This is a genomic window from Pseudomonas sp. AL10, assembly GCF_029960685.1.
Lineage (GTDB): Bacteria > Pseudomonadota > Gammaproteobacteria > Pseudomonadales > Pseudomonadaceae > Aquipseudomonas > Aquipseudomonas lactis.
The window spans coordinates 1-24,418 of the sequence record NZ_JASBQZ010000059.1 but is presented as its reverse complement, the minus strand read 5'-3'; the positions used below and the strand labels follow the sequence as shown (position 1 = coordinate 24,418).

The following is a 24,418-nucleotide window of genomic DNA, read 5'->3' as shown; positions in this document are numbered from 1 at the left end:
GCTTTTGCAAAGTGAGCCGCCGTCAGGGCGGAACCCTAAGCGGCCGTTACCGCAGGAATGGATATGTACACAATCCAACTGTGTTGACCGCCAGGCCGCCTTCGCGAGCAAGCCCGCACAGTTGGATCGTGGTTTGTCTGGTAGATAGGCGTTGGCTTTCACGCCGTCATCGCAGGCAAGCCAGCTCCCACGTTTGCTCTTTTGTTGTGTCAGCGCCCCCATGCCCCTGGATTCACCAGGTTTACCGGCTTTTCGCCAGCCAGTGCCGCCAGCAGATTATCCACCGCACACTTAGCCATCGCCTCCCGCGTCTCATGAGTGGCCGAGCCGATATGCGGCGTAGCCACCACATTATTCAACCGCAACAACGGCGACGCATGATCCAGCGGCTCTTTCTCAAACACATCCAACCCCGCCGCGCGGATAGTGCGTTGCTGCAACGCTTGCACCAGCGCCGCCTCATCCACCACCTTGCCTCGCGAGATATTGATAAAAATCGTCTCTGGCCCCATCAGCGCGAATTCCTCGGCGCCAATCAACTTCTCGGTTTCAGCCGTCAACGGTAATGTCAGGCAGACAAAATCCGCCTCTTTAAGCAAGCCCTGCAAGCTGCGGTACTGCGCGCCAAAGCGTGCCTCAACCGCCGGCTTGGGCGAGTGGCTGTGGTAGATCACCGGCATGCCGAAGCCAAAATGCCCACGCTGGGCCAGGGCTTCGCCGATGCGGCCCATGCCGATGATGCCCAGGGTCTTGCCATGTACATCGCTGCCAAAATGCGCCGGGCCGATGTTTTTGTTCCACTGGCCGGCACGCACCATGTCAGCCAGTTCCACCACGCGCCGCGCGGTGGCCAGGATCAGCGCAAAACCAGTGTCGGCAGTGGTTTCGGTAAGCACATCCGGAGTGTTGCTCAGCAGGATGCCGCGCTCGGTCAGGTAGTCGATATCGTAGTTGTCGACGCCCACCGAGACGCTGGCCACGGCTTCCAGCTGGGGCGCCAGGTCGAGTAGCCGGGCGTCCAGGCGCAGGCTTGCCCCCAGCAGGCCGTGGGCGGTAGGCAGGGCATCGCGCAGCTTGGCCAGGCCGGTTTCATCCAGTGCGTCAATCAGCGTGACCTCGACCTGCTCATGCAGACGAGCCATGAGCGGGGCGGAGAGTTTTTTGTACAGCACGACAGACTTTTTCATGAGGTTTTTACCTTCAATTCCAGGGTTGGCGCCGGCGAGCGGTCACTGGCGCCGGGCTTGAGGAAAATCGTCAGCACCACGGAAAGCAGCAGCGCGCCGCTCATCAGCAGATAAGAAGCGCCGGGCGAGCCGGTGCTGCTGTTGAGGTAACCCACCAGGTACGAGCCGCCGAACGAGCCCAGGGCGCCCATGCTGTTAATCAGTGCCATGGCGCCACCGGCGACGTTGGCCGGCAGTATCTCCGGGACGATGGCGAAAAACGGGCCGTAAGGTGCATACATGCACGCCCCAGCGATCACCAGCAGGGTGTAGGACCACCAGAAATGTTCGGCGCCCAGCACGTAGGACGCGTAGAAGGCAATCGACGCAATCAACAGCGGCGGCCAGACAAAACGCTTACGTTTTTGCAGCTTGTCCGAACCCCAGGACACCACGAGCATGCCAATCACCGCTGCCAGGTACGGCAGCGCCGAGAGCCAGCCGGCTTCGACCATGTCCATCTGCAAACCGGCCTTGAGGATCGATGGCAACCACAGCACGAAGCCGTACACACCAATGCTCCAGCAGAAAAATTGCAAGGCGAGAATGATCACCTTGGGCGAACGGAACGCCTCGGCGTAGTTCTTCACGGCCTTGATCCCCACCTGCTCGGCGGCCAGGGCGGTTTCCAGGCTGTGCTTTTCGGCGTCGCTCAGCCACTTGGCATCCTTGGGACGCTCATCGGCCAGCTTCCACCAGATAAACGCCCACAATACTGCCGGCAGGCCCTCGATGATAAACATCCAGCGCCAGCTGAAATGCTGCACCAGGTAGCCCGACACCACCGACATCCACAGCATGGTCACCGGGTTGCCGAGGATCAGGAAGGTGTTGGCCCGCGAGCGTTCGGCCCGGGTGAACCAGTGGCAAAGGTACACCAGCATGGCCGGCATCACGGCGGCCTCGACCACCCCGAGCATGAAGCGGATGACGATCAGCATGTAAGCGTTGGACACCACGCCGGTCAGCGTGGCCAAGCCGCCCCAGAGGATCAGGCTGACGAAGATCAGTTTCTTGACGCTGCGCTTTTGCGCGTAGATCGCCCCCGGTACCTGGAAGAAAAAGTAGCCAAGGAAAAACAGCGCGCCGAGCAGCGAAGACATGCCCGGCGTGATCATCAGGTCTTCGGCCATGCCGGACGCGGCGGCGAAGCCGTAGTTGGCGCGATCCAGGTAGGCCAGGCTGTAGGTGATAAACACGATAGGCATGATGTACCACCAGCGACGGGTGGCGAGTTTCACGGTTTCCATGGGGTTGCTCCTGAGCTTGTTGTAGTTGTGGCAACAGGTAATGGGTCACGCAACGGATCGGGTGGGTAATTCAGCACGGGTCGGCAAACCCTCCATATCGCCACGGCTCTGCACGGCGCGGCTGCCGATCCAGTTGCCGCGTTGTACGGCCTCGGGGAAGCTTGAGTTTTCCAGCAGGGCGCTGATCATGCCCACCGCAAAGCCATCGCCGGCGCCCACGGTATCCACGACTTTTTCCACCTTGACTGCGGCGACAAAACCCTGGTCCATCTGGGTGCGGTAATAGGCACCTTCCGGGCCGAGTTTGATTGCCACGGCTTCGGCGCCCTGGTCGAGATAGAACGCAGCGATATCCGCCGGATCCTCGTAGCCGGTGAGCAAGCGGCCTTCACCCAGGCCCGGCAAGACCCAGTCAGCAAGAGCGGCCAGGGCATTGATTTCGCGGATCATCTGCGCTTGGCTGGCCCAAAGCGAAGGGCGCAGGTTCGGGTCGAATGACACGCTGCGTCCGGCGTTGCGCATCTGCTTCATCAGTTCAAAGGCGAGTTCACGGGTGGCATCGGACAATGCCGGTGGAATCCCTGTAGCGTGCAGATGGCGCGCTTGCAGCAGCGTGGGGCTGATGTCGGCGATGGACAAATGGCTGGCCGCCGAGCCTCTGCGAAAGTACTCCACTTGAGGATCTGCGCCGGCCTCTTCGCGCGACTTGAGTTGAAACCCGGTGGGGTGCAGCGGGTCGACGGCCACATGACGGCAATCAATCCCTTCCGTGGTCAGCGTGTCGACTACAAAACGCCCGAGGGAGTCGTTACCCACGCGGCTCAGCCAGGCCACATTGAACCCCAGGCGCGACAGGCCGATGGCGACGTTGCTGTCGGCGCCGGCAATGCGTTTGTGAAACTGCCCGACCTGGGCCAGGTCGCCGGTCTGTTCGGCGACAAACATCGCCATGGTTTCGCCAAACGAGAGGATATCGATCTCAGACATGGGCGTTCTCCACATGGGGTTGGCCAAGGCGGGCAAGGGTCGCGACCTGTTGCGCGGTGACTTCGATCAGGTCGTCGCCCTGCAACGGAAATTCCACCGCCCGGGTAATACCTTGAGTCATGTGTTTGAGCAGTTGTTCCCACAGATGCAGGTCGGTGGCGCCCGGCGGCAAGGCCACCAGCTTGCCATCGGCGCGACGGGCCACGGCCTTGCAGTGCAGGTAATCCACATGCCGGCCCAGCAACCGCGCAGCGGTGAGCGCGGATTGGTCTTGCCACTGCCAGTTGCCGATGTCGAAGGTCATTTTCACCGGCAGGCCCAGGCGTTCGACTTCGGTAAAAAACCGTTGCATCGGTTCAATGCGCCCGCCGTGCAGGGTCTGGTCGTTTTCCACCAGCAGCTTGACCGGGTGGCGGTTGAGCAGGGCGTGCAGGCTTTCCAGATCGTTGGTGTCGGTGAAGTAACCGAGAGACACTTTCAACCAGCCCGAACCAAAGGCCTGGGCGCGGTCCAGGGTCGCGGCCAGCTCGGCATTGGGCTGGGCACGGCCGGCGACCCACAGCTCCAAGGGCGAGGAAAAGACAGATTCCAGGCCTTGTTCTGCAGCGGCCAGGGCCAACTCAGCCGGTTGCTCGGTGGTGAGCAGTTCTTCACGCCATTCAATGCGCTGGGCACCGGCGGCGCTCAGCAGCGCGACAAAACTCAATTGGCCCTGCTGGCGAACCAGGTCGGCGCCGTAGCTGGAAAGGCTGATGGAGACGGGGTATTTATGCATTGTTGTTTACCTCTGAAACCGGTTTCATTTTCATGCGCAGAACAAAATGTGGGAGCGGGCTTGCTCGCGAATGCGGTGTGTCAGTCAGCTTGGAAGTGGCTGACACACCGCATTCGCGAGCAAGCCCGCTCCCACAGGGGATTGGGTCGAGCCGCGGATAATCAGCTCGGGTAAAAAATCCAGGGTGCGGGTGGGTGCGGTGTCGCCGCGCAGGCGCTTGAGCAAACAGTCAAAAGCGCTGGCGCCAATCGCTTGCGTCGGTTGGGCGAGGGCGGTGATGCCGCTACCCACCAGCGGGTACCAGTCCAGGTCATCCAGGGCGATCAGGCCCACGTCGCCGAACAGGTCGCAGCCCAGGGCCTTGAGCGCACGGGTGCAGGCCAGTGCTGCCACGCCGTTGGCGCAAAACAGTGCCTTGGGGCCGGGTTTGGCGAGAAAGGTTTGCAGCCGGTTTTCCAGTTCGCCATCCAGTTCAACCACGGCGCCTTTCAACGCCGGGCGCTTAGCAATCTCGATGTTGAAACTCGCCAGGCGTTCCAGGCGTGAACTGGTGCCGTCGGTGGTTTCGCTCACCAGCAGCACCTCGCGGTAACCCTGCTGTTCCAGATGGTCCATCGCCATACGCACTGCCGCCGGGTTATCCAGCCCCACCAGGTCGCTGTGCAAGGGCTCGACCTTGCGGTCCACCAGCACCAGGGGCATTTCCCGTTGCAGTTCCAGCAGTTGGTCGAGGTGATGACCGAGGGTGTTCACGATCAAGCCCTCGATGTTGTAAGAGCGCAGCGCCGCCAGGTGTTGGCGCTCCTGTTCATCATCGCGGTCGGTATTGCACACCACCAGGCTGTAGCCGTGCTGGCGGCAGGCGGTTTCGACGCCATGCATCACCGCAATGGAATAGGGGTTGCGGATATCCGCCACCAGCATGCCGATCAGGCGCGTGCGCCCACGCTTGAGGCCACGGGCCATCTGGTTGGGGCGATAGCCGAGTTCGTCGATGGCCTGTTCAATGCGCAGGGCGATGGCATCGGAGAGCAGCGCGCGGTCATCGCCGATAAAGCGCGACACGCTGGCCTTGGACACACCGGCGCGCTCGGCGACGTCGAGCATGGTCACGCGGCTGCGCTGGGCGGCGGAGAATGAAGTCACGGTAAAGCCTTTCTTATTGGAGTTTGGGGTTGCGCTGAAACCGGTTTCAGGGAACACCAAGTCCAAGAAGCCGTCAAGCTAATCTTCGCTATTGGCACGGAGCAATGCTTGGATAAAACCGACGAATGGGACCCACAACCTGTTAATTCTGACAGTACCCAAAAAGAAGGGGTTGGCGTTTACTTTCTCACAACGTGATGGGTGGAAGCGCTCCAGGAACTCATCATCGAAAGAGGAAAGAGTATGTCCATTTCAACATTGACTCATATTTCTGGAGCGCGCATTGGCGGCGTACTTGCGCTGGGACCCATGGACATTCCAGGTGTCGACCCTCTCGACCCCAACGGTCTTGTACCGGTTTCACTGACGCTTGCGCCCCTGTTGGTCAGGATACCTATGTGGCTCCCGGCCCCAGAGCCGCTGGATACCCCCCACAGAGTGCAACTTCTCTGGTTGCGAGACGGTATTGAAAGACAGGCCGACCTGAAACTGATTGATGCTCCACCGCCGCCGCTGCCTGCATTTGTGCAAATGCATGTGCCATTGGCCATGCTTCGAGAGCGTTCAGGCTCGGTGGAGCTTTATTATCGTGTGACAGACTCGGAGGGGCAGACCAGCGAGCTTGATCCGAAGGTCACGTTAACTATTGATTTGGAATCACCAGAACTGCTCAGGCCGGATGACCAACTCAGTTTTGTGAGTCCGCCCACCACGGGTGTCGATGAAGCCTACTTGGCGGGCAATGACCCGGTGCGCTTCAATGTTCCGCCTTATCGAGGGCGAGAGCGCAATGATCGCATTGAAATGGTTCTATCCAACAGCCCGAACCCAGCTGCCGCTGCGCCTGACGGTGACTATGTACTGGTAAACACTTCGGACCCGCTGATCTGCGAGTTACCGGCTGCCGGATTTCGTCGCCTGAACAACGGGCAAGCCTACATCTTTTACCAAGTATTCGACGAGGCTGGTAATTTCAGTACGCGTAGCGCCGGCTTACCCTTTGTGTTGGACCTGATCGCGGGCCCAGGCGTACCTCTACCTGCGCCTACTGTCATGCCGCCAGCCTATGACGACACTCTCATCAAGCGAGATGACGCGCGAGCTGGAGTGGTGGTGCTGGTTCCCCCCTATGCCAATTGGGCCGCGGGTGATCAATGTCGGGTTTATTGGAACGAACGGCCGGTGCCGGATGTCCCGGTGTCAGATGGCGTCGAAACACAGGTACCCATTCCTTGGTCCATCCTGAGGGGGCCATTGCCTGTCTTGGTGGCAGAAGAGATCCGGATACGTTACGAGATTATCCGTGGTCTGGTGAGCTACCCCTCATTTGGGCGGCGTATCAGGCAGGACTTCACCGTGGCGGCGCAAGACCATGCGGGAGCGCCCGCATTGCTTAACCCTACTTTGCCGTTGGCTGAAGTGCGCGGGTTGGTGTCAGATGAGGCCAATTTGGTTGACCTTAGAGACAAGGATGTTGGCGCTCGTGCCCGTGTGTTTCTCTACGACGACCCACAGCCAGGCCAAGTATTGCGGTTCTTCTGGAATGGTATCGGGCCGGTGGCGACCAAGACGGTCCAAGTCGGGGAGGTCGCCGGCCAACTGGTATTCTCCAGCGTTATTCCTTGGGGCGTCATGGAGGGCATCATTGACTCGTCGTTGCCCGTACATTACATCACCGATAACGGGGTTAACCAGCAACAGTCCAGAAATACTGAAGTTGATGTTAATACGGGGCCGCTGCTCAGCTTTCCTACTCCGGTTATTCAGCACACGCTTATCGGTGGCACGGGTACGTTTCTGACGTGTTGCTCATCCCCGGAGATATTTGCAGGTGTTAGTTGGAAAGTCGTGTCCCATGGCGATTTTCAAGTGAACGACGAAGTGCGATTTTTTACCCATGGCTACAACAACAATGGTTGGGTGGATCCCATTGTGCAAGACAGTAGGTTTACTCAAAGCAAGACCTTTGATACGCCAGCGGATTTAGTCAATGGGTTGGATTTTACGGTCATGCCCTTCGATCCAGTGGTGTATTCGTTGCGCCTTCAGAGTACTGCGGTCGCCTGGTATGAGGTGTGGCGCGGTAGAAGCAAAATCGGAGAGTCGATCCTGCGGCGTTTCAGGGTTGATCTGGCTTATCCCGCGGGTGGGTTCTGCCAGGCAGGCGATGTCGTTCATTGCACAAGTGACGGTGTGCCCTCGCTGATAAGAAATGATTGTGTCGATTCAAACTAAATTAGTACTCGAAACGTGCGGCGAGTAAGCGATGGTTTTAATGGCTGAAGCGGTGTGAAAACCTAATAGGGTTAAACGAATAGTTTATTGCTGTTGTTCGTCGCCCACCTTGTGAATGTTGGAGGTTAATGATGGACAAAAAGACGCGAGACTATTTTGCCAAGCTCAATCCAGATGGAGAGTCACCGCCGGCTATCTTGTCGGAGTTGCCGCCGGCAGAATTCGATATTGTTCCTGGTTACCCAGGGCTAATTTATCGGGAGCAGGCGTTGGCCGAGCAAATGGAGTTGCGCATACCTCGCTGGGAAGATTACAGCTCCGACCCGGCACTTCCTGATATTGTTTATGTGTTTATAAAGCCGGTAGATGACGCTGAGTATGAGGGCCCGTTCCTCACGTTCGAACACAACTTTGACGCCACTTTGCCAGAATTGTTTGTCACCACCAATATCGCCCGAGGCCGACGTCCGCCTGGCCACTGGGATATTAAGTATGAGGTATATATCCGCCGTGTTCCGAACTTAAGTGAATCATTTTCGACGCGGCTGATTGTCGACACTGAAGCACCCTATGCAAAATCTCCAATCCTTTTTCCGCCCCCGCCTATTGTCCCGGCAGGCGTGACGTTGCCTATCGACGAAGCCGATTTCCCGGCCGCCCCCAATGATCGGTTGTTTTTGTCAATTCCGGACTATGTTGCCGACGGACGTGAGCCGGGCGACACGATACGAGCGTTCTACAACGATTCAGACACGCCCTATGCCGTTGACACAGCCTCCAGCGACGTGGATTGGCCTGTGACGGACTTGAGGTTCCCATTGCCCAAGAGTGTTGTCGAGGCAGGACCTGATGGTTACGTTGCGATTCGATATCAGCTATTGGACGCAGCTCGCAATCCCAGTCAGTTGTCCTCGGCTTTGCGGTTGGATGTAGCCTTGCTGTCGGCACCGACCAACCTGAAACAACCCTTGATCGGCAGGGCATTCCCTGGAGATAACCTGTTTGACCGAGTCGATGCGTCCATTGACCAGGGAATGATTGTGCGCATCTCCGAGTATCAGCATTTTGAGCGGGGAAATGACGGTGATATTTTTGACCTGACACTTTCGACCAGCATTGCGACTGAAACCATTCCCGGCACTTCGTTGGGCAGTACAAGCTTTCCAGTGCCTATCACTGTTCCCATTCATATTCTGCAAAGCCTGTATGGCGCGTCGACGGGCGACTTGCCGCTGACGGTCACTTATGTTGTCAGACGTCGGTCCGTCACTTACCCCGCGGCGCCGTCGACGGTCATCAACTTGAATCTGCACGTAGTCGGCCCCGCCCCTACCAATCCTCCAGACCTGACAAACGCCGACCTCTACCCCGTTGTTATCAAGGGGGTAGACGCTGGTGGGGTGGAAGGGAATGACAACGAACTCTTGCCTGCACACGCCAATCGGCCCGCCAATGCCCACATCACGTTGTGGGATGCAAGCCCGACCCCGGACGCCGAGGACTTTGTCATTCGGCTTTACTACGAGGGAGACCTCGTCGCCACTCGGCCAATTACGGGGGGCGTGGCAGGCGATCCGGTCACTCCGCCGCTACAGATTCCATGGGCGATTATCGCCAAGCATGGCAACGCGCCGCCTCTGAAACAGGTGTATTACACCATCGGTACGGCAACCGGTACGAATCGGCAGGAGTCTGAGGTCACGTCGGTTGATGTACAGGCCAATGTTCAGTCCCTTGCCATGCCAGAGGTCCGAAACCTAGAGTTGATTGGCGGTCCTCCAGGCGTGATCAACTGCAATACCGTCAGGCCTTTGAATGCGAATGGGAATATCACGGTTTTTATTCCGCCGTCGCGCTTCTTCGAGGAGTTCATGGTGGTGCGTGTGGACTGGAAGGGCTATAGCGACAATACCGGTACGACTGAGGTGCCCGCCGCAGCGGGGTTTACAAACTCCCCGGCGTTGACTCCGCTTATGATTTCGCAGGGGTTTGAAGTGACCCTGGGGCCTTTCTCAACCATTATGAAATTGATTCAGCCTCACCAAGGCACACGTCTCATGGGTGCGGCAAGGATCAATTACACCATTCAATTGCCAACTGGGCCTTTGACATCGAGTGACGCTCTGCATTTGTCACGCTCGATCAAATCCGGCGCCTCTCCCACCTACTGCGACAACACGCCGGTACCCGCGGCGCCCTGAATGGTTGCGGCAACGGCCAGGGAGCAGCAGCTGCTCCCTGGATCCACATATATTCTCACCCTATTTGTCGATATTGAAACTGTCGACTTAAGACTTATCCTACATAAACAGGGAACGCCTCTGGGTAGTTTGGGCACCGCTTGATTGGCATGGTTCCGCGCTTTTGGTACCGGCCAATTTCTTCAATCGGAAATGCCAAACCCAGAGGGTGGTCCTGATGTCGTCAATATTCAATTTTAAACTCAACCCGTTAAGCTTCGCTTTGAAGGCAAACGCGGTCTCTTTAGTGGTGCTGATGTCGGGTATAGCCGAAGCGCGAGTGGTTACCGGGCCGAATGAAACCGTCCGGCCTGGCCCTCCGCCTGACAGCTTCGAATTGAAGCCCGGCTCAGGCCTCACCGTGGAAGGTGCCACTACCAAACAAATCCGTGCACAGTCTGCGAACTTGACCGTTAACCCAGGCAGCAAAACCCAAGACATCACGGCATTCAATTCGAACGTGAATATTGATGGCGCCGAGATCACTGCGCGGGCGACACAACCGGCAGCAGTGTTCATGAGTGGCGGGACGCTGTCACTCAAGAACAGCACACTTACCCACACTAATGGCACCGGCCTGGTCGTTTCTCGTCCGATTGGCAGTGACGAGGGGGCGATTGCCTCGGTATTCAACAGCAGCATCACCGGCACCACGCGTGGCGTCAGTGTAGGTGGTAACAGCGCGTTGGCGCTCTACCAAACCGACGTTGCAGGTACGGGCGAAAATGGCGTGGGCCTGTATCTGTTCGGTCAAGCCATTGCGATCGACAGCTCCATCACCGGTGAGCTCAATGGCGTGCGGATGGATATGGACCGCAGCCCCGAGGTGCCAGCTGCATTGATACTTGATGGCTCATACGTAGAAGGGAAAGCGGGCGCAGCCATTCTGGTCGAAAGCTCGAAGGCGGGTACACCGGCTAATGCAACTATAGATGTGCGCAACGGTGCCACCCTCAAGGGCGGCAACGGCAACATCCTCGAAGTTACCGGCGGCTCCTTCGCCAACATGAATGTCGACGGCAGTACCTTGTTCGGTGACGTCGTGGTCGAGGAGGGCAGCACCGCCAAGTTGCAGCTCAACAACGGCTCGTGGTTGACCGGCCAGCTGAAAAACGTGGCCGAGTTAAGCGTGAACAACGCCTCCCACTGGGCACTGGTGGGTGACAGCGAAGTCGGCGACCTGAAAATGGCGGGTGGCAGCGTGCATTTTGGTGGGCCTAATGAGTTCTACCGGTTGGATGTCGACAGCCTGTCGGGCGATGGCACGTTCGTGATGCACACGGACTTTGGCAGCGGCCAGACCGACTTGCTCGCCGTTAATGGCATCGCCGAAGGTAACCACAGCCTGTTGCTGGCGGCCACGGGGTCAGAGTTGGCGACGGCCGAGCCGATACGCGTGGTCAGCACCGAGGGCGGGGATGCGCAGTTTGCCCTGGTCGGTGGATCGGTTGACGCAGGTGCCTACAGCTACGGGCTCAAGCAGGAAGATACCGACTGGTACCTGGACCCTAACCGTCGCGGCACCAGCAACAGCACCAAAGCGGTAATGGCGTTGTTCAACACCTCGCCCACGGTGTTGTACGGCGAGATGACCTTGTTGCGTACCCGCATGGGTGAGCTGCGCTTCAGCCAAGGCAACAACGAAGGTTTCTGGATGCGTGGCTACGGCAACAAGTACGAGGTCAGCGGCAATCAGGATGGTGGTGGCTACACGCAGAACCAGCGCGGCTTTACCTTGGGTATCGACACGCCGCTGTACGGTGGCGACGGGCAGTGGGTAGCCGGTGTGATGGCCGGTCACAGTACGTCCGATATCGACCTCAACCGTTCCGGTGGCGGTACGGTCGACAGCTACTACGTGGGCGGTTATGCCACGTGGCTCGATGACGAGAGCGGCCTGTATTTCGACGGTGTGGTCAAGCTCAACCGCTTGCATAACGAAGTCAACGTGAGCATGAGCGACGGCAAGAAAGCCAAGGGCAACTACACCCAGAACGCCGTGGGGGCTTCGGTGGAAGTGGGTCGGCATATCAAGCTCGATGACGGTTACTTCGTTGAACCCTACGGGCAACTCAACGCGGCGATCACCCAGGCCCAGAGTTACGATTTGGACAATGGCCTGCACGCCAAAGGTGACCGTTCGGCCTCGGTCGTGGGCAAGGCAGGCGTGACGGTGGGCAAGAGTATCCAGCTGGACAGCGGTGGTGTGTTGCAACCGTACTTGCGTACTGCGTTGGCCCATGAGTTCAATCACAACAACAAGGTCACGGTAAACGGCGAGCGCTTCAACAACGATGTATTCGGTTCGCGCATTGAAATGGCCGGTGGTGTGGCGATGTCGGTGACTCAGAACGTCAAGCTGCATGCGGACCTCGAGCATACACGTGGTAAAACCGTCGACCAGCCATGGGGTGTCAACTTCGGCGTGCGTTACGACTTTTGATTCATTCATCCGCCCGAACAGGGGAAGCTAGGCTTCCCCTTTTTTTCGCCTTCAGATCAGCACACTCAGCCAGGCTGAGCCCAACAGCAGCAAGGCCATGACTCGGTTGAATGCGCCTACGGTCCTGGGGGAGCGCAAGAGGCGGCTAGACCCGGCACCCAATAAGGCCCAGGCGCCGAGGCAGGGCAAGGCGATCAGGAAAAACACCAGGGACAGGTACACCACCTGGCGCTGCCCACCCTGGCCAGCGAACACACTGACCACCGCCAGTGCCATCATCCAGGTTTTGGGGTTGATCAATTGCAGGGCCGCGGCGCCCAACAGGCCCAAGGGTTTTTGCGTGTCATCGGCATTGATGGCCTGGGCTGGCGCCCTGAAGATCTGCCAGGCCAGGTAACTCAGCCAAGCCACACCGGCCCACTGCATCGCCGTTTGCACGTTGGGCAGTTGCACCAATGACTGACCCACACCGCAACCCACCAGCAGCACAATCCCCGATGCCCCAACGCAAGCCCCCATGATGATTGGCAGCGCAGCCTTGAAACCGTAACGGGCGCTGTTGCTGAGCACCAGGATATTGGTCGGGCCGGGGGTGATGGAGGCGACAAAGGCGAACAGCATGAAAGGCACGAAGGTGGACAGCATAGCGGGGGACTCCAGTGAACTCTTCAAGGAAGTCCATCTTTACAAGCCTGCGGGTTATCGGTCTGGAAGATATGTGCAGCGCTTGCGGTACGCAGCCGGCGTCAGGCCGTAAGCCCGCATGAACCAGCGGCCCAAATGGCTTTGGTCAGCGAAACCCAGGGCCATCGCCACGTCTGCCGGTTGATCGCCCTTGGCCAATAAATATCGGGCACGGGCCAGGCGCAGTTGCACCAGATAGGCGTGGGGCGGCAGGCCGAAGGCGCTCTTGAAGGCGCGGCTCAGGCGAAAGCGGTCGACGCCGCAGGTCAGCGCGAGTTCATCCATGCCGACGTCCTGATGCAGATGGGCGTGCAGGTATTCCCGCGCCTTGTGCGCCACCTGCGGCAAACGTGGGTCATCGCGGTAGCGCATGCGCCAGTAGAGCTGGCCGGTGAGGCGTTCCAGTAACTGATCCAGCGCGCTTTGCCGCACGATCCGCAATTCACCGTGATGCAAGCTTTGAAACGCGTGGCTTGTGGCCAGAGCCAGGCGCGGATCACTGGCCAGGGTGCTGGCGAAACTCAGTTGATGATGGGCGGGTGCCTCCTCAAAGACACTGGAAATTTCCCGCTCCAGCCACTGTGGATCGAGGTAGAGCATGCGGTAAGTGAAGCCGTCGACCGTCGGGGCATTGCCGTCGTGGAGTTCCCCAGGCTCCAGCAGGAACACCTGCCCCGGCACGCTGTCATGGCGCATGCGCCGGCAGTTGAATTGCTGCACGCCTTGTTCGGTCACGCCTACTAGATAGCTGTCGTGCCAATGGGGGTCATACGCATGGCCTTCGAAATGCGCGCGCAGGGTCTCGATGCCGGTGTCGGCGTCCTGGGACAGGTCGATCCAATTGCGCGCGGGCATACAACACCGAGGTTAAAAGTGAAGGGCTATTAGCGGCAGACGCCGGGTGGGCGTCTAGAAGGTTTGTGCAGTCTAGCCAAACAACCCGGCGGCGATGTTGATCGAAAAACCGAGAATGGCGGTGTTGAATAAAAAACCGATCAACGACTGCCCCAGTACCACCTTGCGCAGGCCACGGGTGGCGACGCCCACATCCGAGGTTTGTACCGCGACGCCGATGGTGAAGGAGAAGTACAGAAAGTCCCAGTAGTTGGGGGTGAGCAAGCCTTCGGCAAAACGCAAGGCGGGTTCCTTGCCTGGCCAGGTGTAATAGAGCCTGGCGTAGTGAACGCTGAAAATCACCCCGATCAGCAGCCAGGAGCCGATTACCGTCAGCCCGGTAAAACCGTAGTGCAGCAGACGCTCGGAAGCCGCCAGGTCCTTGCTGCCCACCAGTTCGAAGGTGATGGTGGCCAGGCTGGCGATGGCGGCGATGCACACCATGAACAGCACCAGGCCGGCGTTTTCATCTTCGACTTCGGCGATGCGCTTGACGTCCTCGGCCTTGGCGCGAATGGTCAGCCACAGCATCAAAACAAGGTAGGTCCAGACCCCGGCGTTCCAGCCGATGAGGATTTTGCTGGCGAGGGTGTCGGCCGGTACCAGCAGGCCGACGGCCAGGCCCAGTACGGCGGCTGATGAGAGGCGAGGGTGGGTGCGGGCGAGGAAGGGCATGGTGGCTCACAAAGAACTATGTGTGAGCACCATAGCTTATTCGGGTGTACCTGATCATGAATGCACTCAATAACCCTGTGTGGGCTTGCGTGGGAGCGGGCTTGCTCGCGAAGGCGGCCTGACAGTCAACACAGTTGGACCGTGTACATATCCATTCCTGCAGTAACGGCCACTTAGGGTTCCGCCCTGACGGCGTCTTACTTTTGAACAGCGCAAAAGTAAGCAAAACGCTCTTGCCCCACCACTTGGCACCTCGCCTAGGCTCGGTGTGCCCTCACTCCGGCTTGAATCCGTGGGCCGCCGTCATGGGCCATCCTTGGCCCAGGACGGCTAACCCGGCGTCCTGCCGGGTTACCCACGAATTCAAGCCTGCGTTCGGCCAGCGTGGTTTGACGGGGCGCCTAAGATCAAAAGCAGATCAAGAGCAAGATCAAGAGCGGCTCGCTTCGCATCGTGGTTACCGTCCACAGCTACAACTTGCAAGCCACCACGGTTGGCTGCGGCGTTGATCAGTTTGGTTTATGGCGCTTGCGCACCAGCTTTATCACCACCACAAAAAACACTGGCACAAACACCACCGCCAATGTCGCCGTGATCATCCCGCCAATCACACCGGTGCCAATCGCCTGTTGGCTGGCCGAGCTGGCCCCGGTGGCAATTGCCAAGGGCACCACGCCGAGGATAAACGCCAGGGACGTCATGATGATCGGCCGCAACCGCAAACGCGCCGCCTTCAAGGTGGCATCGATCAAGTCCTCGCCCTGGTCATACAGGTCCTTGGCGAACTCGATGATCAGGATCGCGTTCTTCGCCGACAGGCCGATGATGGTGATCAAGCCAACCTTGAAGAACACGTCGTTGGGCATCCCGCGCAAGCTCACGGCCAACACTGCGCCCAGCACGCCAAGCGGCACCACCAGCAACACCGAGGTGGGGATCGACCAGCTTTCATACAGTGCGGCCAGGCACAGGAACACGATCAGCAACGACAGGCCCAACAGCAGCGGTGCCTGGGAGCCGGATAAGCGCTCCTGCAACGACAAACCCGTCCATTCCTGGCCCAGCCCGGCAGGCAACTGGCTGACCAAACGCTGGATTTCGTTCATGGCCTCGCCGGTGCTGTGCCCCGGCGCCGCTTCACCGCTGATGGCGATGGCCGGGTAGCCGTTGTAACGGGTCAACTGCGTCGGGCCTTGGGTCCACTTGGCTTGGACAAAGGCTGACAGCGGCACCATCTTCCCAGCGTTGTTGCGCACGTGGATCTTCATCAGGTCGGCCACCTGGCTGCGTTGGTCGCCTTCGGCCTGCACCACCACGCGCTGCATGCGGCCCTGGTTGGGGAAGTCGTTGATATATGCCGAACCGATCGCGGAGGACAGCACGTTGCCCACGTCGGCAAACGAAACGCCCAAGGCGTTGGCCTGCTTGCGGTCGACTTCCAGCTGCACTTGCGGCGCTTCGGCCAGGGCGCTTTCGCGCACGTTGGCCAGGATCGGGCTTTTCGCTGCAGCGTCCAGCAATTCGGTACGGGCGGCCATCAACCCGGCGTGGCCGACGCCACCGCGGTCCTGCAAACGGAACTCAAAACCACTGGATGTGCCCAGTCCGTCGACCGGTGGCGGCAGGACTGCGTAGGCAATCGCGTCCTTGAGTTCGCTGAAGGCCATGTTGGCGCGATCGGCAATCGAGGCAGCGGAGTCATCACTGCCACGTTCCGACCAGTCCTTGAGCGTGGTAAACGCCAGCGCCGCGTTCTGCCCGGAACCGGAAAAACTGAAGCCCATGATCATGGTGGTATCACCCACCCCTGGCTCGCCTGCGTTGTGTGCCTCGATCTGCTCGGCCACCTGCACCGTACGATTCTTGCTGGCCCCCGGCGGCAACTGGATATCCGTGATGGTGTAGCCCTGGTCTTCCACCGGCAGGAACGAGGAGGGCAGGCGGCTGAACAACAGGCCCATGCCTACCAGCAATACCAGGTAGATCAGCAAGTAGCGGCCGCTGCGCTTGAGGGCATAGGCCACCCACCCTTCGTAGCGGTGGGTGAGTTGGTCAAAGCGCTGGTTGAACCAGCCGAAGAAACCACCTTTGGCATGGTGCTCGCCCTTGCCAATCGGCTTGAGCAAGGTGGCGCACAGGGCCGGGGTCAAGGTCAGGGCCAGGAACGCCGAGAACAGGATCGAGGTGGCCATCGACAGCGAGAATTGTTGGTAGATCACCCCTACAGAACCTGGCATGAACGCCATCGGCAGGAACACCGCCACCAGCACCAGGGTGATACCGATGATGGCCCCGGTGATCTGGCCCATGGCTTTCTTCGTCGCGTCCTTGGGCGACAGGCCCTCGGTGGCCATGATCCGCTCGACGTTTTCCACCACCACGATCGCATCGTCCACCAGGATACCGATGGCCAGCACCATGCCGAACATGGTCAGCACGTTGATCGAGAAACCCAGCAGCAACATGGTGGCGAAAGTGCCCATCAGCGCAATCGGCACCACCAGCGTGGGGATCAAGGTGTAGCGCACGTTCTGCAGGAACAGGAACATCACCGCAAACACCAGCGCCATGGCCTCCAGCAGGGTGTAGACCACCTTGGTGATCGAGACCTTCACGAAGGGCGAGGTGTCGTAGGGGATCTTGTATTCCACATTGGCGGGGAAGTAGCGCGACAACTCGTCCATTTTCGCCCGCACCAGCGTTGCGGTGCTCAAGGCATTAGCGCCGGGCGACAGCTGCACGCTGACGGCGGTGGACGGCTTGCCGTTCAGGCGGGTGGAAAACTGGTACTCCTGGCTGCCGACTTCCACCCGTGCCACATCGCCGATGCGCACGGTGGAGCCGTCGGGGTTGGCCTTGAGCACGATGTCGGCGAATTCGGCCGGGGTGGACAGTTGCCCCTTGACCAGCACCGCCGCGGTGATTTCCTGGGTGTGAGTACCCGGCAGATCACCGATGCTGCCCGCCGAGACCTGGGCGTTCTGGGCGCTGATGGCGGCGTTGACGTCGGCCGGCGTGAGGTTGAAACCAATCAGCTTCTGCGGGTCGATCCAGATGCGCATGGCACGTTCGGCGCCGTACAACTGGGCCTTGCCGACGCCGTCCAGGCGCTTGAGCTCGTTCATTACGTTGCGCGCCAGGTAATCGCTGAGCGCGACGTCATCGAGCTTGCCGTCGTTGGAGGTCAGGGTCACCAGCAGCAGGAAACCGGCGGAGACTTTTTCCACCTGCAAGCCTTGCTGGGTCACGGCTTGGGGCAAGCGCGACTCCACGGCCTTGAGGCGGTTTTGCACATCCACCTGGGCCATTTCCGGGTTGGTGCCCGGTTGGAACGTGGCGGTAATGGTCGCCGAGCCCAGGCTGCTCTGGGATTCGAAATACAGCAGGTGATCGGCGCCGTTGAGCTCTTGCTCGATCAGGCTGACCACGCTCTCATCCAGGGTCTGGGCCGAGGCGCCAGGGTACACCGCGTAGATTTCCACCTTGGGCGGCGCGACGTTGGGGTACTGGGCCACCGGCAACTGCGGGATGGCCAGCGCACCGGCCAGCAAGATGAACAAAGCCACCACCCAGGCGAAGATCGGGCGGTCAATAAAGAACTGCGGCATGACGGGTTATTCCTTTACGAGCGGGCTGTCGTCCACTTCAACTTTTTCACCGGGGCGCGCATGTTGCAGGCCCTCGACGATGATGCGGTCGCCGGGCTTGAGGCCACTGGTAACGATCCAGCGATTGTCGATCACCGCGCCCAGTTCCACCGGTTGCTGGCTGACGGTCTGCTCGGCGTCCAGCAGCAACACCATCGGGATACCGGCGCTGTCACGGGTAATGGCGCGTTGCGGCACGCTGAGGCCTTGCTTGTCGACGGCCTGTTCCACGCGAACCCGCACAAAGCTGCCCGGCAGCAGGTCGAGGTCCGGGTTAGGGAACTCGCTGCGCAGGATGATCTGCCCGGTGCCCGGGTCGACGCTGATGTCAGCGAAGAGCAATTTACCCGGCAACGGGTACTGGCTGCCGTCGTCCTGGATCAAGGTGGCCTTGGCCTGGTCCTGGCCGACCTGCTTCAGGCTGCCGGCACGAAACGCACGACGCAGGTCGTTCAGCTCACGGGTGGACTGGGTGAGGTCGGCGTGGATCGGGTCCAGTTGCTGGATAATCGCCAGCGGCGTCGCCTCGTTCTGGCCCACCAGTGCGCCTTCGGTCACCAGGGCGCGGCCAATGCGTCCGGAAATCGGTGCGGTCACGGTGGCATAGCCCAAATTCAGCTTGGCTCGCTCGACGGCGGCTTTGTTAGCGGCGACTTCGGCGTTGCTCTGGCGCAAGGTGGCGCGGGCATTGTCGTATTCCTGGCCGCTGATGGCATTGCCTTCAACCAGTTGGCTGTAGCGCTGCTCTTGCAGGCGCGCCTGGAATGCATTGGCCTGGGCCTTGCTCAGGTTGGCCTGGGCACTGTCCAGGTCAGCCTTGAACGGCGCCGGGTCAATACGGAACAACACGTCGCCTTGTTTTACATCGTGGCCTTCGTTGAACACCCGCTGCATGACCACCCCGGCGACCCGTGCGCGTACTTCGGCGATACGCGGTGCGGCGATGCGCCCGCTCAGTTCGCTGGTAATCGAGAGGGGCTTGGCCTGCAGGGTTTCGATCCGCACTTTGGCCAGGGGCATTTGTGGCGCCTCGTCTGCCGACTGACCACACGCGCTCAGCGCCAGTGTGAGGGCCAACAGGCAAAACGGCGCAAATAGATTCTTCGACATGCTCTTATCCCAATATTGACTGGCGCATCCTAGGGGCACCTGCGCCGTGGTGCTGTGAAGCTGTGTAGCGGGTCTGTGAAGAAGTGTAAGGTACGGCGCGCAGGGCGCCGGGGGCGTATATCCTTGCACAATCCTGCAACACACCAACAAACCGCATTATTTGGAAACACCATGCCCAACATCCTCCTGGTGGAAGACGACGCCGCACTCTCCGAGCTGATTGCCAGCTACCTGGAACGCAATGGCTACCACGTCAGCGTGCTCAGCCGTGGCGACCATGTCCGTGAACGCGCCCGCCTGAACCCACCGGACCTGGTGATCCTCGACCTGATGCTGCCGGGCCTCGACGGCCTGCAGGTGTGCCGCTTGCTGCGCGCCGATTCGGCGGGCCTGCCGATCCTGATGCTGACCGCCCGCGATGACAGCCACGACCAGGTACTGGGCCTGGAAATGGGCGCCGACGATTATGTGACCAAGCCCTGTGAACCGCGTGTATTGCTGGCCCGGGTGCGCACATTGCTGCGGCGCAGCAGCCTGTCCGAACCCCAGGTGGCCAGCGACCAGATCGTCATGGGCAACCTGTGCATTGATTTGTCCGAGCGCACCGTGACTTGGCGCGAGCAAGCGGTGGAGCTGTCCAGCGGTGAGTACAACCTGCTGGTGGTGCTGGCCCGGCATGCCGGCGAAGTACTCAGCCGCGATCAGATCCTGCAACGCCTGCGCGGTATCGAGTTCAACGGTACCGACCGTTCGGTGGACGTGGCCATCTCCAAGCTACGGCGCAAGTTCGACGACCATGCGGGCGAGGCGCGCAAGATCAAGACGGTGTGGGGCAAGGGGTATCTGTTCAGCCGTTCCGAGTGGGAATGCTGAAGCATGTTTCGCGTACTGCTGCGCCTCTACCTGATCACCATCGTCACTTACAGTGCCGCGATTTACCTGATTCCCAAGCTGGTGATCCAGCTGTTCGAACATCGTTACATGGACTACAACATCGAACAGTCCCGTGGCCTGCAAAAGCTCATGGTCAAGCAGTACCAGCGGGCGCCGGTGGAGCGCTGGTCCCAGGTGACCGACCAATTGAGCCACGATTTTGCACCGCTGAAGGTGCAACTTTTGCTGCGCCAGGATGCCCGCTATACCCCTGAGGAAGAACAGCTACTGGAGCAAGGCAAGCCGGTGATCCGCCTGGGCGAATGGGGCTGGATGGAAGAAATCAGTTCGCCGATCAACCAGCAGTTCGCAGTCAAGTTGACTGTGCCGCCAGACCCGCTGGACATGAACCTGTTGTACTGGTCGATGAACGTGCTGGTCGGCGCCGCCTTGCTGGCGTGCCTGCTGGTGTGGCTGCGTCCGCACTGGCGTGACTTGGAGCGTTTGAAGAGTACCGCCGCGTTATTGGGCAAGGGCCATCTGGAGGCGCGTACGGGGCTCGCACCCAGCTCCAGCATCGGCGGCCTGGCGGCGGTGTTCGACACCATGGCCGACGACATCGAGCGTCTTTTGAACCAGCAGCGCGACTTGCTCAATGCGGTCTCCCATGAACTGCGCACGCCGCTCACCCGCCTGGATTTCGGCCTGGCCCTGGCGCTTTCCGAAGACATGCCCCCGGCCAGCCGGGAGCGCTTGCAAAGCCTGGTGGCGCATATTCGGGAGCTAGATGAGCTGGTGCTGGAATTGCTGTCTTACAGCCGCCTGCAAAACCCGGCGCAATTGCCCGAGCGGGTAGAGGTGGCGCTCGATGAGTTTATCGACAGCGTGTTGGGCAGCGTCGACGATGAGCTGGAAAACCCCGATATCGTCATCGATGTGGTGCTCGATTGCGCCGTGGAGCGCTTCAGCCTCGACCCGCGCCTTACCGCCCGAGCCTTGCAGAACCTGCTGCGCAACGCGACGCGCTACTGCGACAAGCGCATCCAGGTGGGCGTGCGCGTCTGCCCCAAAGGCTGTGAAATCTGGGTGGACGACGATGGCATCGGTATACCAGCGGACCAGCGCGAGCGCATCTTCGAGCCGTTCTATCGCCTGGACCGTAGCCGCGACCGCGCCACCGGCGGCTTTGGCCTGGGCCTGGCGATCAGCCGGCGCGCCCTGGAGGCCCAGGGCGGCACCTTGACGGCCCTGGCGTCGCCCCTGGGCGGGGCGCGGTTTCGTGTGTGGCTGCCTAACCTTTCGTGATCAAAGTACTTTGACTGCACGGCCAATCCCGTGAATTGGCCCGGTGGGTTTGCCAGTGGGCGAGCCATTGGGCCCTTCCAGCGTCAGTTCAAACAACTGGTTCGGCGCCAGCGGCGGCAGCTTGTCCAGGGGTATCGACAAGGTCTGCCCCGGCTTTACCAGCCCCAAGGAAACGGGACCCTGCCAGCCATCGCCTTTGGTCCAGAACTCCAGGGCTTTGTCAGCGGGAATCTCCATCACCCCCAGTGGAATCAACTGGATCTGCTGATTATCACTGGCCTGCACCACCCAGCCCGGTGCCTGACTTTGTGGCGCCATCAGCACCACCACGAAGCTGGGTGCGGGCATGGGCGGGCGCGTCAGTAATAAAGCCGCCAGCACCACGCTTGCCATCAGCCCCGCGGCAGAAAGCCCGCGCCAGAACGCCAGCAGGTTCCACCACGGCACGCTCGTTTCGGGGGCTTTGATGCGGCGTTCAATGCGCCGCCACAGCTGTGCCGAAGGCGGTACCGGTTGCGCCAGCGCCACCAGAGGCAACAAGCGCTGCTCCCAGGCATCCACCTGTGCGCGCAGCGCCGCATCATGGGCCAGGCGTTGTTGCACCTGCGCGCGCTGTTCGGCGGGCAGGGTCCCCAGCACGTATTCGCTGGCTAGTTCATCCAGGCTGTCGTTCATGCCATGCACTCGCGCAAGGCGGTGAGGCTGCGTTTGATCCAGGCTTTGACTGTGCCTAATGGGGTACTGAGCTTTTGCGCGATTTCGCTGTGGGAGTAACCGTCCACATAGGCGTGCAGGATGCAGGTGCGGCGTGTCGGGTCGAGCCGTTCCAGGCATTGGTGGATCTGCCCGGAGCGTGCGGCAAACTCGATAGCCTGGGCAGGCTCTGCCAGCGGTTCGTACTGATCGTCCAGCGGCACGTCACGTCCGGCGCTGCGTACCACGTCCAGGGCCAGGTGGCGGGTCACGCTGAACACCCAACCCCGTGCGGAGCCTCGCAGGGGGTCGAAACTGCGCGCGCCATGCCAGATCTTGATAAAGGCGTCATGCACAATGTCCTCGGCCAGGGCCTTGTTGCGGGTAATGCGCAATGCCACACCGAGCAAACGGCTGCTGTCCTGCTCATAGAGCTGGTGCAGGGCGCGTTGATCGCCGCGGGCGCAGGCTAACAGGCACACTTCATAATCAAAGATGATTTCAGCCAAACCAGAATTCCTGCCACTGAGGAGACGTCTACGCGTGGTAGGCGCGAGGTTGCTCGCGCCTACCTGGCCAGCGTAGCTGAGTTTGCTCAGTTGGCGGCCCAGAAGAGGTAATCCGCTTGGTATTTCACCACTTCCTTGGCGCCTTTGTTCGCCGTGGTGCAGGGCGTAGCGGGAGCGACCCCGCCTTTGAGCGCTACCCGCTGGATATACGTCACGCCACTCATTGCACCTTTGCCTTCGGCCGGGTTGGCCTTGACCAGTTGATAGGGCAGGTTACCCGGGCTTGACGGCGCCACGGCCAATTGCGTGCCGGTGATGGTCGAGCCGTCCTTGGCCTGCCAGGTGGCGGGTGGGCCGAAATAGGTGCCGACCTGCTGGCCATTACGGTCGTTCAACACGGCTTTGGGGCCGACGAAGGTCCACTCGGTCTGGCCGGCGGCGTTGGCCTTGTCGCGGCATTCATAGGTGATTTCGCCGACGCCGGTGGTTTGCATCGCCAGCTTGTGGCCATCCGGCACCTTGATGCTGTCCGGCAGGCCCGCCTGGGCAAACGCCGACGGTGCGGCGATGAGCAGACCGGTCAAGCACAGCAGTGTTTTAGCGTTCATGGTGTTTCTCCATTGGGTAGAACAGCAGGGTTACGCTGATGACTACGGCACAGGCCCGCCCTTTGGATGCAGTTCTTGGCAAAAAAAATCTTAGATTCCAAAAATGCATAAACTCAGATCGCATCGGTATAAGTGGTTATAAGAAAAATCGCTATCCTGCGGCCAGAAATTTATAAGGCCACGGGTAGCTGGAATGGATGTAGGTAATATTGGTTTCGTGGTTGCCGGCCTGATAGTGGGTTTTATTGTGGGCATGACGGGGGTGGGCGGCGGTTCGCTGATGACCCCGATCCTGCTGTGGTTTGGCATCAACCCGGCCACCGCAGTGGGCACCGACCTGCTGTACGCCGCCATTACCAAGTCCGGTGGCGTGCTGGTGCACAGCAAGAACAAGAATATCGACTGGACCATCACTGGCTGGCTCACCCTGGGCAGCGTACCGGCGGTGTTGCTGACGTTATGGTTCCTGGCCAGCCTGCACACCGACCCCAGCGCGATGAACGCGGTGATCAAGCAGGCCCTTGGCGTGGTATTGCTGCTGACGGCCCTGGCGATCCTGTTCAAGAAAAGCTTGTTGGCCTTTGCCCAGCGTCATGCTGGCGATTCCTACCATCTGCGCCCGCGCAATCTGAATGTGCTCACTGTCGTGACAGGTGCGATCCTCGGCACCATGGTGGCACTGACCTCGATCGGCGCCGGCGCTCTGGGCACGGTGGCGTTGTTTATTCTGTACCCGTTCCTGGCCACGCGGCGCCTGGTTGGCACCGAGATTGCCCATGCGGTGCCCCTGACCTTGGTGGCGGGCCTGGGCCATGCCAGCATGGGGAATATGGACTGGCATTTGCTGGGGTTTTTGCTGATGGGGTCGTTGCCGGGGATCTACGTGGGTAGCCATATGACGGGTAAGATTCCCGATGGGGTATTGCGGCCGTGCCTGGCGGTGATGTTGATGGCGGTGGGGTACAAGTTGGCGTTCTGAGTACGTGGCCTGACACCCCACGATCCAAATGTGGGAGCTGGCTTGCCTGCGAAGGCGGCCTCACAGTCGACACCGTTATACCGAGTACATATCCATTCCTGCGGTAACGGCCACTTAGGGTTCCGCCCTGACGGCGGCT

At 60.1% G+C, this 24,418-nt stretch carries 19 protein-coding genes; 6 read left to right on the top strand and 13 right to left on the bottom strand.

The genetic code is table 11. The features are described 5' to 3' along the window. Positions 1-209: 209 nt before the first annotated feature. The 5 genes from QK296_RS27280 to QK296_RS27260 form a co-directional block, all read right to left on the bottom strand. Complete coding sequence (locus QK296_RS27280) at positions 210-1,187, bottom strand: bifunctional glyoxylate/hydroxypyruvate reductase B (protein WP_003190915.1); 978 nt, start codon at positions 1,185-1,187, stop codon at positions 210-212. Then, complete coding sequence (locus tag QK296_RS27275) at positions 1,184-2,476, bottom strand: MFS transporter (protein ID WP_014718725.1); 1,293 nt, start codon at positions 2,474-2,476, stop codon at positions 1,184-1,186. Before QK296_RS27275 ends, QK296_RS27280 begins: the two co-directional genes overlap by 4 nt. Positions 2,477-2,521: 45 nt before the next feature. Next, entirely contained in the window at positions 2,522-3,463 is a 942-nt protein-coding gene (locus QK296_RS27270; RefSeq protein ID WP_003190918.1) for a sugar kinase, read from the bottom strand. Further along, a complete protein-coding gene (locus QK296_RS27265; RefSeq protein WP_003190919.1) occupies positions 3,456-4,238 on the bottom strand; it encodes a TIM barrel protein in 783 nt (260 codons plus the stop codon). The genes QK296_RS27270 and QK296_RS27265 overlap by 8 nt, the downstream gene beginning before the upstream one ends. Positions 4,239-4,322: 84 nt before the next feature. After that, positions 4,323-5,384, bottom strand: coding sequence for a LacI family DNA-binding transcriptional regulator (locus QK296_RS27260; RefSeq protein ID WP_169855332.1), 1,062 nt, complete (start codon positions 5,382-5,384; stop codon positions 4,323-4,325). A gap of 243 nt (positions 5,385-5,627) precedes the next feature. On the opposite strand from QK296_RS27260, the gene QK296_RS27255 reads away from it, so the two are divergent. From QK296_RS27255 to QK296_RS27245, 3 genes are all read left to right on the top strand, one after another. Beyond that, positions 5,628-7,619, top strand: a complete 1,992-nt coding sequence (locus QK296_RS27255; RefSeq protein ID WP_282392043.1) for a hypothetical protein — start codon at positions 5,628-5,630, stop codon at positions 7,617-7,619. A gap of 131 nt (positions 7,620-7,750) precedes the next feature. After that, entirely contained in the window at positions 7,751-9,820 is a 2,070-nt protein-coding gene (locus QK296_RS27250; RefSeq protein WP_241666035.1) for a hypothetical protein, read from the top strand. Between the two features lie 217 nt (positions 9,821-10,037). Beyond that, complete coding sequence (locus tag QK296_RS27245) at positions 10,038-12,302, top strand: autotransporter outer membrane beta-barrel domain-containing protein (protein WP_282392041.1); 2,265 nt, start codon at positions 10,038-10,040, stop codon at positions 12,300-12,302. Between the two features lie 51 nt (positions 12,303-12,353). Here QK296_RS27245 and QK296_RS27240 read toward each other — a convergent pair whose 3' ends face one another. The 5 genes from QK296_RS27240 to QK296_RS27220 all read right to left on the bottom strand — a co-directional run bounded on the left by QK296_RS27240 (position 12,354) and on the right by QK296_RS27220 (position 19,312). Continuing rightward, positions 12,354-12,947, bottom strand: coding sequence for a LysE family translocator (locus QK296_RS27240; protein ID WP_003190925.1), 594 nt, complete (start codon positions 12,945-12,947; stop codon positions 12,354-12,356). 54 nt (positions 12,948-13,001) lie between these two features. After that, positions 13,002-13,841, bottom strand: a complete 840-nt coding sequence (locus QK296_RS27235; protein ID WP_169855334.1) for an AraC family transcriptional regulator — start codon at positions 13,839-13,841, stop codon at positions 13,002-13,004. A gap of 72 nt (positions 13,842-13,913) precedes the next feature. Further along, on the bottom strand, positions 13,914-14,555 hold the full coding sequence (locus tag QK296_RS27230) for a DUF1345 domain-containing protein (protein WP_003190927.1): 642 nt from the start codon (positions 14,553-14,555) through the stop codon (positions 13,914-13,916). Positions 14,556-15,064: 509 nt separating this feature from the next. Beyond that, positions 15,065-18,163: an efflux RND transporter permease subunit gene (locus QK296_RS27225; protein WP_094775455.1), complete on the bottom strand. Its 3,099-nt coding sequence runs from the start codon at positions 18,161-18,163 to the stop codon at positions 15,065-15,067. A 6-nt stretch (positions 18,164-18,169) separates the two neighbouring features. Beyond that, positions 18,170-19,312: an efflux RND transporter periplasmic adaptor subunit gene (locus tag QK296_RS27220; protein WP_003190931.1), complete on the bottom strand. Its 1,143-nt coding sequence runs from the start codon at positions 19,310-19,312 to the stop codon at positions 18,170-18,172. 171 nt (positions 19,313-19,483) lie between these two features. On the opposite strand from QK296_RS27220, the gene QK296_RS27215 reads away from it, so the two are divergent. Together QK296_RS27215 and QK296_RS27210 are read left to right on the top strand one after the other, a co-directional pair. Beyond that, complete coding sequence (locus tag QK296_RS27215; protein ID WP_003190934.1) at positions 19,484-20,185, top strand: response regulator transcription factor; 702 nt, start codon at positions 19,484-19,486, stop codon at positions 20,183-20,185. Between the two features lie 3 nt (positions 20,186-20,188). Further along, positions 20,189-21,490, top strand: coding sequence for an ATP-binding protein (locus QK296_RS27210; protein WP_169855336.1), 1,302 nt, complete (start codon positions 20,189-20,191; stop codon positions 21,488-21,490). On the opposite strand, the gene QK296_RS27205 is transcribed toward QK296_RS27210, so the two are convergent. The 3 genes from QK296_RS27205 to QK296_RS27195 form a co-directional block, all read right to left on the bottom strand. Further along, a complete protein-coding gene (locus QK296_RS27205; protein WP_094775456.1) occupies positions 21,491-22,165 on the bottom strand; it encodes an anti-sigma factor in 675 nt (224 codons plus the stop codon). Then, positions 22,162-22,692, bottom strand: a complete 531-nt coding sequence (locus tag QK296_RS27200; protein WP_032892062.1) for a sigma-70 family RNA polymerase sigma factor — start codon at positions 22,690-22,692, stop codon at positions 22,162-22,164. The genes QK296_RS27205 and QK296_RS27200 overlap by 4 nt, the downstream gene beginning before the upstream one ends. 86 nt (positions 22,693-22,778) lie before the next feature. Continuing rightward, positions 22,779-23,300 (bottom strand): DUF3455 domain-containing protein, encoded by a 522-nt coding sequence (locus QK296_RS27195; protein WP_003190941.1) that lies wholly within the window; start codon positions 23,298-23,300, stop codon positions 22,779-22,781. Positions 23,301-23,493: 193 nt separating this feature from the next. On the opposite strand from QK296_RS27195, the gene QK296_RS27190 reads away from it, so the two are divergent. Beyond that, on the top strand, positions 23,494-24,279 hold the full coding sequence (locus QK296_RS27190; RefSeq protein WP_003190943.1) for a sulfite exporter TauE/SafE family protein: 786 nt from the start codon (positions 23,494-23,496) through the stop codon (positions 24,277-24,279). Positions 24,280-24,418 lie beyond the last annotated feature (139 nt).